Below are 11,270 nucleotides of genomic sequence, written 5' to 3' on the forward strand. Positions count from 1 at the left end.
TGGCGAGTGGCCGACCTTGCGGCCGGCCACTCGGTGCGGGGCAGTCAGCTGTGAGCCGGGACGTGGCCGAACAGCTCCTGGGAGAACCTGACGCGTTCTTCCGGGGTTTCCTGAATGCCTTTTTCCTTGAGTTCGGCGATTCGCGTTTCGACCGCCTGGGCTCGGTGGGTAAGGCCGCAGTCGTTGGCGATCTGAATGTTCAGGCCCGGACGGGCGTTCAGTTCGAGAATCAACGGTCCCTTGTCCACGTCTAGGACCATGTCGACGCCGATGTAGCCAAGCCCGCACAGCTCGTAGCAACCGGCGGCAAGTTTCATGAAACCGTCCCAGTTGGGTAGCTGCACGCCGTCCACGGCATTGCCGGTGTCCGGATGCTTGGTGATCTTGTTGTTCAGCCAGGTACCGCGCAGGGTGATACCGGTGGCCAGATCGACGCCAACGCCGATGGCGCCCTGGTGCAGGTTGGCCTTGCCGCCGGACTGGCGGGTCGGCAGGCGCAGCATGGCCATGACCGGATAGCCCATCAGCACGATGATGCGGATGTCCGGCACACCTTCGTAGCTGATGCTCTTGAAGATCGGGTCGGGCGTGACGCGGTACTCGATCAGTGCGCGGTCACGGTGACCGCCGAGGGAGTAGAGGCCGGTGAGGATGTTGGAAATCTGATGCTCGATCTCATCGTGGGACATGATCTTGCCGGACACGGTCTTGTAGCGACCTTCGAAACGATCGGCGATCACGAGGATGCCGTCACCGCCGGCACCCTGCGCCGGCTTGACGACGAAGTCGGTGTGATCCTTGACGATGTCCTTGAGTTTGTCGATGTCCTTCTCGGTCTCGATGATGCCGTACATCTCCGGCACATGAATGCCGGCCTCGATGGCGCGCTGCTTGGTGATGATCTTGTCATCGACGATCGGATACAGGCTGCGTTTGTTGTACTTGAGCACGTAATCCGCGTTGCGGCGGTTGATGCCCATGATGCCCTTGGCTTCCAGGGCCTTCCACGTCTTGATCAGACCGAACATGGCTCAATCCTTCAGAAAGGCTTTGAAGCGGAACAGCTCGGTCAGGCGGTAGCCGCGGTAGCGACCCATCGCCAGCATGAAGCCCACCATGATCAACAGCACCGCCGGGAAGGTGAAGATGAAATAGGTCAGCGCCTGGATGTTCATCAGCATGAAGGCCAGGCTCGCCGCGATCAGGGTACCGACCGCCACCTTGAAGGCATGGCCACCGCCGCGCTCTTCCCAAGTGATGGACAGGCGTTCGATGGTCATTGTCAGAATCACCATCGGGAACAGCGATACCGAGAGGCCGCGTTCCAGCCCGAGCTTGTGGCTGAGTAGGCTGATGACCGCGATCAGCACCACGACGAACGTCAGCACCACCGACAGGCGCGGCAGCATCTGCAGCTTCAGGTGTTCCAGATACGAACGCAGCGACAGGCCCAACGCGGTGATCAGGGTGAAGAGGATGATGCCAAAACCAATCTGCGTTTCACGGAAGGCCAGAGCGATCAGCACTGGAGTGAAGGTGCCGAGCGTCTGCAGACCGCCGAGATTGCGCAGGATCAGGATCACCAGCACGCCGATCGGGATCATGATCATGACCTGGTAGGTCTGCTGGGTCTGCAGCGGCAGGCCGTAGAGCGAATACTCGAGGAAGTCGGCGTCGGTGTTCTCGTCGGTCAGCTTGGCCAGACGGATCGCGTTCATTTCGCTGTTGTTCAGCGTGAACGACACCTGGGCATTGCGGCCGCCTTCGAGCGTGATCAGCGGCTGATCGCCGGTCCACCAGACCAGTCGGTCATTGGGCAGGCCCTGCTCGCCGGTTTCCGGGTTGAAGTACAGCCATTTGTCGCCATTGAAACTGCGCAGCCAGAGTTCCGGGCTCTGCGGCTGATCGGCCGCCAGCCGGACGGTATGGACGCGCTCCATGGGTACGTGGGCAATGGACAGCAGCAGTTCGACGACGCTGGCCTTATTGGCGGTAGAAGCGTCACCGCCGAGGAGTAGCTTGACGTTATCGTCTTCGACGTTGTTGGCGCGCTTGATCGCTTCACTGATGAAGGTTTCGACATCCGCGGAGTGCTGGCGGATCGGTGAGAGCAGCGCTTCGGCCGCGATTTTTTCGGCGCCCTCGACCGGGATGCTGTCACGGAAGATCGGGCCGGTAGCCTTGGCCTGCTCGCCGCTGTAACGCTTGGTCAGGACCAGGCGGTAATAAAGCGTCTGCTTGCCACTGGCACGGCGGGCGGACCAGGTGACGCGGCGGTTGCCTTCTGCGCGATTGATGCTGACGCCGTAGTTGTTGGAAATGAAGCTTTCGTTGAGGCTGACGAATTCCTGGTTCAGCGGCGGAACGTACATCTGCAGCTTGACCGGCTCGCGCGGGCTGGCCTGGAACTCGACCTTGGCATCAATGTTCCAGAGGTCGTCGGTTTCGTCTTCGGTCACCGGGATGCCGAGGATGAATATCTGGTAGGCCGTAATGGATATGCCTAGGGCGACGAGCACAAAAATCAGGACTTTCAGATGTAGGGTCAGAGCGCGCATGGGTATTACTCGTCAGCGTCGGATTCGTTGATGCAGCCGGGTTTTCCGGCAACGTAGGTACGGCTTGGATCGACCAGTGCGCCAAAGCGGGTAAGCGCGTCGGAGCCAATCAAAAGTGGATATTGGAAAGCGCTACGGTCGGTGAGGTTCACTTCAATGCTGCGTTTGGCTTTGCCCATGCACAGATCGAGTTCGATAACCGGGCGTGCGGTGTAGGTTTTGTCCTCCTCCGGATCGAAGTCGCCAGCGCGGCGCTTGATCTTGCTGATGCGGGCCAGAGGACGTTCGATCGGGTGGGTATGCTCGCTGTCGACCGCCAGATAGAAGCGTACCCAGGTTTCACCGTCGCGCTTGAAACGGGAGATGTCGCGAGCACTGAGTGAGGCCGTTTGTGCGCCGGTATCCAGCTTGGCTGAGAGTTCGAGACCGAAATCCGGTATCGCGACGTATTCATTCAGGCCATAGACGGTTTGCTCGGCGCTGTGGCCGATGCCGGGAGCAAAAAGCAGGCAGAGCAAGAGGAAGTAGGCTTTGGCTCTCATAAATCCGCGTAAGTAATCAGGAGAAGATTGGGAAAGGCGAAGTTGCTGAGCGTGCCGTGCGTCCTGATCGCAGGTCAGGGTGGCCGCGGCTCGCAGCGAGGGCTGGCATTCTAGCATGGCGGTTTAGGGGTCGCGACAGGCGGTAGCGACGCGATCAGCTCATTGGCGTTGGGCTGTCCCTGCCATTACGACTTTAGTTCGATTGTCGACAATCCTTTCCTGGTCAGGTTGACTGAGTGGTTTTTGCAGCGTAGGTTTCACAAATCAAACATCAAGTGTCGACAATATGCTGGACTCGTTAGAAGCTTCACCAACCGTTCAGGTCGATAGCGGCACGCTGTCGGAGCACGTTTTCCGCCGCATCCAGGCGGCGATCGTGAAGGGCGAGATCGCCCCAGGCAGCAAGATCTCCGAACCTGAACTGGCGCGCACCTACGGCATCAGCCGAGGGCCGCTGCGGGAGGCTATGCACCGACTGGAAGGGCAAAAGCTGCTGGTGCGCGTTCCTCACGTGGGCGCCCGCGTGGTTTCGCTGGATCACGCCGAGCTGATCGAACTGTACGAGATCCGCGAGTCGCTGGAGGGTATGGCCTGCCGATTGGCTGCCGAACGCATGAGCGACGCCGAGATCGACGAATTGCGCCGCGTGCTGGGCACCCATGAGCGTGATGAGGCTTTTCAGGCCGGGGTCGGCTATTACCAGCAGGAAGGCGATTTCGACTTCCATTACCGGATCATCCAGGGCAGTGGCAATCGCACGCTGGCCAAATTACTTTGCGACGAGCTCTATCAGCTGGTGCGCATGTACCGGATTCAGTTTTCTACCACGCCGAATCGGCCGCACCAGGCCTTCGCCGAACATCACCGAATCCTCGACGCCATCGCTGACCGCGATGGCGAGCTGGCGGAGCTGCTGATGCGCCGTCACATCGCTGCTTCCAAGCGCAACGTCGAGCGCCACTTCAAGGGTGCTCAAGAGCAAACACCACACAAAAGGGGTAAGGCATGACTCTTCCTTCTGCCGGTCAGCGTTTCCGTGACGCCGTGGCCAGTGAACATCCGCTGCAGGTAGTCGGCGCGATCAACGCCAACCACGCCTTGCTGGCCAAGCGCGCCGGTTTCAAGGCCATCTACCTTTCCGGCGGCGGCGTCGCCGCGGGCTCCCTGGGTTTGCCGGACCTCGGTATCACCGGTCTGGATGACGTATTGACCGATGTTCGTCGTATCACCGACGTCTGCGACCTGCCGCTGCTGGTGGATGTCGACACCGGTTTCGGTTCGTCGGCCTTCAACGTGGCGCGTACCGTCAAGTCGATGATCAAATTTGGCGCTGCGGCGATCCACATCGAGGATCAAGTCGGCGCCAAGCGCTGTGGCCATCGTCCAAACAAGGAGATCGTTTCCCAACAGGAAATGGTCGACCGCATCAAGGCCGCCGTCGATGCGCGTACTGACGACAGCTTCGTGATCATGGCGCGCACCGACGCGCTGGCTGTCGAGGGTCTGAACTCTGCGCTGGATCGTGCAGCCGCCTGCATCGAGGCCGGCGCCGACATGATCTTCCCGGAGGCCATCACCGAGCTTGCGATGTACAAAACCTTCGCCGATCGGGTGAAGGCGCCGATTCTGGCGAACATCACCGAGTTCGGGGCCACGCCGCTGTACACCACCGAAGAGCTGGCCAGCGTCGACGTCTCGCTGGTGCTCTATCCGCTGTCGGCCTTCCGCGCCATGAACAAGGCGGCCGAGAATGTCTACACCGCGCTGCGTCGCGACGGTACGCAGAAGAACGTGATCGATACCATGCAGACCCGCATGGAGCTCTACGATCGCATCAACTACCACGCATTCGAGCAGCACCTCGATGCGCTGTTCGCCCAGAAGAAGAACTGAGCAAGCCGAGTTCCGCCGGGTATCTGGCGGAACTCTCCTGAACAATTTTCGACGTGATTTGCGGTATCCAGAACAAATCCAAGAAGGAGATAGCAATGGCTGAAGCAAAAGTACTGACTGGGGCGGGACTGCGCGGGCAGATTGCCGGGCAGACGGCCCTGTGTACCGTTGGCAAGACCGGTGCGGGACTGACCTACCGTGGTTACGACGTGCGCGATCTGGCAGCCGAATGTGATTTTGAAGAAGTTGCCTACCTGCTGTTCTACGGTGAGTTGCCGAACGCCCAGCAACTGAAAGACTACAAGGCTCGCCTGAAGACCATGCGCGATCTGCCGCAGGTGCTCAAGGAAGTGCTGGAGCGCATTCCGGCCAGCGCCCACCCGATGGACGTGATGCGTACCGGTTCGTCGGTACTCGGCACCCTGGAGCCGGAGCTCAGCTTCGATCAGCAGCGCGACGTGGCCGAGCGCCTGATGGCTACCTTCCCGGCGATGATGTGCTACTGGTATCGCTTCACCCACGACGGTGTGCGCATCAATTGCACCAGCGATGAAGACACCCTCGGCGGGCATTTCCTCGCGCTGCTGCACGACAAGAAGCCGAGCGACCTGCACGTCAAGGTGATGAACGTCTCGCTGATCCTCTACGCCGAGCACGAGTTCAACGCCTCGACCTTCACTGCCCGTGTCTGCGCCTCGACGCTGTCCGATCTCTATTCCTGCGTGACCGGTGCCATCGGTTCGCTGCGCGGCCCGCTGCATGGCGGCGCCAACGAAGCGGCGATGGACATGATCGAGCAATGGAAGAGCCCGGAAGAAGCGCGCGAAGCGATCCTCGGCATGCTCGAGCGCAAGGACAAGATCATGGGCTTCGGCCACGCGATCTACAGCGTTTCCGACCCACGCAACGAGGTCATCAAGGTCTGGGCCAAGAAGCTCGCCGACGAAGTGGGCGACACTGTGCTCTACCCGGTCTCGGTTGCCGTCGACGAAACCATGTGGGAGCAGAAGAAGCTGTTCCCCAACGCCGACTTCTACCATGCGTCCGCCTATCACTTCATGGGCATTCCCACCAAGCTGTTCACGCCGATCTTCGTCTGTTCGCGCGTCACCGGCTGGGCGTCCCATGTGTTCGAACAACGCAGCAACAACCGGATCATTCGGCCGAGCGCCGAGTACATCGGTCCGGAACAGCGCAAGGTCGTTCCGATCGCTCAGCGCTGATCGGAACGGAGAGCCCGCCGCGCGGGCTCTCCAGACCTTGCCCCTCGGAACATTACTGGATTGAGTTCTTCCGGCATGAATACACAACACCGCAAACCTTTGCCTGGCACTGGGCTTGACTACTTCGACACCCGCGAGGCGATCGAAGCGATTCAGCCGGGCGCCTATGACAAGCTGCCCTATACCTCCCGTGTGCTGGCCGAACAGCTGGTGCGTCGCTGTGAGCCCGAAGCGCTGACCGATTCGCTGAAGCAGATTATCGAGCGCAAGCGCGACCTCGACTTTCCCTGGTATCCGGCTCGCGTCGTCTGCCACGACATTCTCGGCCAGACCGCGTTGGTCGATCTCGCCGGCCTGCGTGACGCGATCGCGGAGCAGGGCGGTGATCCGGCCAAGGTCAACCCGGTGGTGCCGACACAGCTGATCGTCGACCACTCGCTGGCGGTGGAATATGCCGGTTTCGATCCGGATGCCTTCGAGAAGAACCGTGCCGTTGAGGAGCGTCGCAACGAGGACCGCTTCCACTTCATCGAGTGGACCAAGACCGCGTTCAAGAACGTCGACGTGATCCCGGCCGGCAACGGCATCATGCACCAGATCAACCTGGAGAAGATGTCGCCAGTGATCCAGGCTCGCGGCGGCGTGGCCTTCCCGGATACATGCGTCGGCACCGACTCGCATACGCCGCACGTCGATGCGCTGGGTGTGATCGCCATCGGTGTTGGCGGCCTGGAGGCTGAAACCGTGATGCTCGGCCTGCCATCGATGATGCGTCTGCCCGACATCGTCGGCGTACGTTTGACCGGCAAGCGTCAGCCCGGCATCACCGCCACCGATATCGTCCTGGCACTGACCGAATTCCTGCGCAAGGAGCGTGTGGTCGGAGCCTGGGTCGAGTTCTTCGGCGAAGGTGCCGACAGCCTGACCATCGGCGATCGTGCGACCATCTCCAACATGTGCCCGGAGTATGGCGCCACCGCTTCGATGTTCTACATCGACCAGCAGACCATCGATTACCTCAAGCTGACCGGTCGCGAGCCTGAACAGGTCGCCCTGGTCGAGCAGTACGCCAAGGAAACCGGCCTCTGGGCGACCGCCCTGGAAGGCGCCGAGTACGAGCGCGTGCTCGAATTCGACCTGTCCAGCGTGGTGCGCAACATGGCTGGCCCGTCCAACCCGCACAAGCGCCTGCCGACTTCTGCGCTGCACGAGCGCGGCATTGCCGACGAAGCCAAGCTGGCCGCGGCGCGTGCCGAAGAGGCCGAAGGTCTGTTGCCGGATGGGGCGGTGATCATTGCTGCCATTACCAGTTGCACCAACACCTCCAACCCGCGCAATGTGGTTGCCGCCGGCCTGCTGGCCAAGAAGGCCAACGAGCTTGGTCTGGTGCGCAAGCCATGGGTGAAGACGTCCTTCGCGCCGGGTTCGAAGGTGGCCAAGCTGTACTTGGAGGAGGCGGGCTTGCTGCCGGAGCTGGAGAAGCTCGGCTTCGGCATCGTCGCCTATGCCTGCACCACCTGTAACGGCATGTCCGGCGCGCTGGATCCGAAGATCCAGCAGGAAATCATTGACCGTGACCTGTACGCCACGGCGGTGCTGTCCGGCAACCGCAACTTCGACGGCCGCATCCACCCGTACGCCAAGCAGGCCTTCCTGGCCTCGCCGCCGCTGGTGGTGGCTTACGCCATTGCCGGTACCGTGCGCTTCGATATCGAACAGGATGTGCTGGGCACCGATAAGAACGGCAACCCGGTCATCCTGAAGGATCTCTGGCCATCCGACGAGGAGATCGACGCCATCGTCGCCGCCTCGGTCAAGCCGGAGCAGTTCAAGCAGGTCTACATCCCGATGTTCGATCTGGGCAGCATCGAGGAAGCCAAGAGCCCGCTGTATGACTGGCGTCCGATGTCCACCTACATCCGCCGTCCGCCGTATTGGGAAGGCGCGCTGGCTGGCGAGCGCACACTGAAAGGCATGCGCCCGTTGGCGATCCTGCCGGACAACATCACCACCGATCACCTGTCGCCGTCCAACGCGATCCTGCTGGATTCGGCCGCCGGTGAGTACCTGGCGAAGATGGGCCTGCCGGAGGAAGACTTCAATTCCTACGCCACCCACCGTGGCGATCACCTAACGGCGCAGCGGGCAACCTTCGCCAACCCGCAGCTGGTCAACGAGATGGCTGTGGTCGATGGCAAGGTGCAGAAGGGTTCGCTGGCGCGCGTCGAGCCGGAAGGCAAGGTGATGCGCATGTGGGAAGCCATCGAAACCTACATGAACCGCAAGCAGAACCTGATCATCGTGGCCGGTGCCGACTATGGCCAGGGCAGCTCGCGTGACTGGGCGGCCAAGGGCGTGCGTCTGGCCGGTGTGGAGGTGATCGTCGCCGAAGGTTTCGAGCGCATCCATCGCACCAACCTGGTTGGCATGGGCGTGCTGCCGGTCGAGTTTAAGCCGGGCACCACCCGTCTGACCCTCGGCCTCGATGGCACCGAAAGCTACGACATCGAGGGCGAGCTGTCGCCGCGTTGCGATCTGACCCTGGTCGTGCATCGTAAGAACGGTGAGGAAACCCGTGTGCCGGTGACCTGCCGTCTCGATACCGCGGCCGAGGTTAGCGTCTACCAGGCTGGCGGCGTGCTGCAGCGCTTCGCCAAGGACTTCCTCGGTCAGGCCTGAGTCAGCTCCATTCAGCACGCGCTCCGCGGCTTGTTCGCGGGGTGTGTGCGGAGCAGCGACATTTCATTCCTGCGCTGCCGTCCGGTGGCGCAGCTTCATGAGGACAACATTCGCATGGCCCATCTTCCCCAGATCAGGATACCCGCCACCTACATGCGCGGCGGCACCAGCAAGGGCGTGTTCTTCCGCCTGCAGGACCTGCCGGAAAGCTGCCAGGTGCCGGGTGCTGAGCGTGACAAGCTTTTCATGCGCGTGATCGGCAGCCCCGATCCGTACTCGGCGCATATCGACGGTATGGGCGGCGCCACGTCCAGCACCAGCAAATGCGTGATCCTGTCGAAGAGCACCCGGCCCGACCACGACGTGGAATACCTCTACGGTCAGGTATCCATCGACAAGCCCTTCGTCGACTGGAGCGGCAACTGCGGCAACCTGTCCACTGGCGCGGGTGCCTTTGCCCTGCATGCCGGCCTGGTGGATGCCGAGCGCATTCCGCAGAACGGCACCTGCGTGGTGCGAATCTGGCAGGCCAATATCGGCAAGACCATCATTGCGCACGTGCCGGTTGTCAACGGACAGGTGCAGGAAATCGGTGACTTCGAGCTGGACGGCGTCACCTTCCCGGCCGCAGAAATCGTGCTGGAGTTCCTCGATCCGTCCGACGACGGCGAGGAGGGCGGCTCGATGTTCCCCACCGGCAACCTGGTCGACGAGTTGGAGGTGCCCGGCATCGGTACGCTCAAGGCGACCATGATCAGCGCGGGTATTCCGACGGTATTCGTCAATGCCGGGGACATCGGCTACCAGGGCACCGAACTGCGCGAAGACATCAACGGCGACCCGGCGCAATTGGCACGCTTCGAGGCGATTCGCGTGGCCGGTGCGCTGCGCATGGGTTTGATCAAGACGGCCGAAGAAGCGCTGACCCGCCAGCACACGCCGAAGATCGCCTTCGTGTCGCCGCCGAAAAGTTACAAGGCGTCCAGCGGCAAGACCATCGAAGCGGGTGAGGTGGATTTGCTCGTCCGTGCACTGTCCATGGGTAAGCTGCACCACGCCATGATGGGCACCTGCGCTGTTGCCATCGGCACGGCGGCTGCGGTGCCGGGTACGCTGGTCAATCTTGCCGCTGGCGGCGGCGAGCGCGAGGCCGTGCGCTTTGGTCATCCGTCTGGCACCTTGCGTGTCGGCGCTGAAGCAAAACAGGTCGATGGCGAGTGGACCGTGACTAAGGCGATCATGAGTCGCAGCGCGCGAGTGTTGATGGAAGGCTGGGTACGTGTACCCGCTGACACCTTCTAACGCTTTGTGCTCAGTCGTGATTAGGGTTCTCCAGAAGCGCTTTTCTTACGTCTGAAATGCAAAAAGTCCGCACCAAGCGGACTTTTTGTTGTCTAGCGAAGCGGCGATTATTTGAGTCTTCGCTCGACGCCTTTTTCCACCAGGATCTTGGCGGAGATTTCCTCGACGGAGAAATGTGTCGAGTTGATGTAGTTGATGTTCTCGCGACGGAACAGGTTTTCCACCTCGCGTACTTCGAACTCGCACTGGGCGAAGCTGGCGTAACGGCTGTTGGGTTTACGCTCGTTGCGAATGGCGGCGAGGCGATCGGAATCGATGGTCAGGCCGAACAACTTGTCCTTGTATGGCTTGAGCGAGGACGGCAGCTGCAGACGCTCCATGTCGTCCTCGGTCAGCGGGTAGTTCGCTGCGCGAATGCCGTATTGCATGGCCATGTACAGGCAGGTTGGGGTTTTGCCGCAGCGTGAAACGCCGACGAGAATCAGGTCGGCCTTGTCGTAGTGGCGGGTGCGCGCGCCATCGTCGTTGTCGAGGGCGAAATTGACGGCATCGATCCGCTCCATGTAGTTGGCGTTGTGACTGATGGAGTGGGATTTGCCTACGGAGTAGGAGGAGCGGGACATCAGCTCATGTTCCAGCGGCGCAAGAAACGAAGAGAAGATGTCGATCATGAAACCGTTCGATTCGGCGAGGATGTCGCGGATTTCCTGGTTGACCAGCGTGTCGAAAATGATCGGACGAGCGCCGTCCTTGTCCGCGGCACTATTGATTTGCTGTACCATTGCCCGCGCCTTTTCCGCGGTGTCGATGTATGGTCGGGTCAGCTTGGTGAAGCTGATGTTTTCGAACTGTGCGAGCAGACTCTGGCCCAGAGTTTCCGCGGTGATGCCTGTACCGTCAGAAATGAAGAAAGCGGTTCGTTTCATGGAGCTTGGGCCTTAAGTCAAGAACGGTTCTCAGCTATAGTAGGCCCCTTCGCCAGGCCCGGATTGGCGGGCATTGTTACTTATTTTGCAGGGCCAGGCCACAGTCATGCGGCAGGGCTCCGGTTGAGTTTCCAACACTAACGTGGA

Annotated in this window: 9 protein-coding genes; 5 read left to right on the forward strand and 4 right to left on the reverse strand. The window is 61.0% G+C overall.

The genetic code is table 11. The annotated features are described in order from the left end of the window. Positions 1-44 precede the first annotated feature (44 nt). From N8H22_RS05015 to N8H22_RS05025, 3 genes are read right to left on the reverse strand one after another with little or no spacing between them, the layout of a single operon-like run. On the reverse strand, positions 45-1,028 hold the full coding sequence (locus N8H22_RS05015; RefSeq protein WP_264589524.1) for an alpha-L-glutamate ligase-like protein: 984 nt from the start codon (positions 1,026-1,028) through the stop codon (positions 45-47). A 3-nt stretch (positions 1,029-1,031) separates the two neighbouring features. After that, positions 1,032-2,558 carry an inactive transglutaminase family protein gene (locus tag N8H22_RS05020; protein WP_264589525.1) on the reverse strand — a complete coding sequence of 509 codons (1,527 nt, stop codon included), beginning with the start codon at positions 2,556-2,558 and terminating at the stop codon, positions 1,032-1,034. Between the two features lie 5 nt (positions 2,559-2,563). Continuing rightward, positions 2,564-3,100, reverse strand: a complete 537-nt coding sequence (locus N8H22_RS05025) for an ATP-dependent zinc protease (RefSeq protein ID WP_264589830.1) — start codon at positions 3,098-3,100, stop codon at positions 2,564-2,566. A gap of 286 nt (positions 3,101-3,386) precedes the next feature. Here N8H22_RS05025 and N8H22_RS05030 point away from each other — a divergent pair, with 286 nt between their 5' ends. From N8H22_RS05030 to prpF, 5 genes are all read left to right on the forward strand, one after another. Then, positions 3,387-4,109, forward strand: a complete 723-nt coding sequence (locus N8H22_RS05030) for a GntR family transcriptional regulator (RefSeq protein ID WP_264589526.1) — start codon at positions 3,387-3,389, stop codon at positions 4,107-4,109. Then, the gene (prpB, locus tag N8H22_RS05035) at positions 4,106-4,993 is read left to right on the forward strand and encodes a methylisocitrate lyase (protein ID WP_106154957.1); all 888 of its coding nucleotides are present in this window, start codon (positions 4,106-4,108) and stop codon (positions 4,991-4,993) included. The genes N8H22_RS05030 and prpB overlap by 4 nt, the downstream gene beginning before the upstream one ends. 95 nt (positions 4,994-5,088) lie before the next feature. After that, entirely contained in the window at positions 5,089-6,216 is a 1,128-nt protein-coding gene (gene prpC / locus N8H22_RS05040) for a 2-methylcitrate synthase (protein ID WP_264589527.1), read from the forward strand. A 75-nt stretch (positions 6,217-6,291) separates the two neighbouring features. Further along, complete coding sequence (gene acnD / locus N8H22_RS05045; protein ID WP_264589528.1) at positions 6,292-8,895, forward strand: Fe/S-dependent 2-methylisocitrate dehydratase AcnD; 2,604 nt, start codon at positions 6,292-6,294, stop codon at positions 8,893-8,895. 114 nt (positions 8,896-9,009) lie between these two features. Further along, positions 9,010-10,197: a 2-methylaconitate cis-trans isomerase PrpF gene (gene prpF, locus N8H22_RS05050; protein WP_264589529.1), complete on the forward strand. Its 1,188-nt coding sequence runs from the start codon at positions 9,010-9,012 to the stop codon at positions 10,195-10,197. A gap of 107 nt (positions 10,198-10,304) precedes the next feature. Here the strand turns inward: prpF and N8H22_RS05055 are convergent, their stop codons facing one another. Then, positions 10,305-11,123 (reverse strand): pyruvate, water dikinase regulatory protein, encoded by an 819-nt coding sequence (locus N8H22_RS05055; RefSeq protein WP_264589530.1) that lies wholly within the window; start codon positions 11,121-11,123, stop codon positions 10,305-10,307. Positions 11,124-11,270 lie beyond the last annotated feature (147 nt).

Origin of the sequence: Stutzerimonas sp. S1 (assembly GCF_025966695.1) — a bacterium.
In the GTDB taxonomy this organism is placed as follows: Bacteria; Pseudomonadota; Gammaproteobacteria; order Pseudomonadales; family Pseudomonadaceae; genus Stutzerimonas.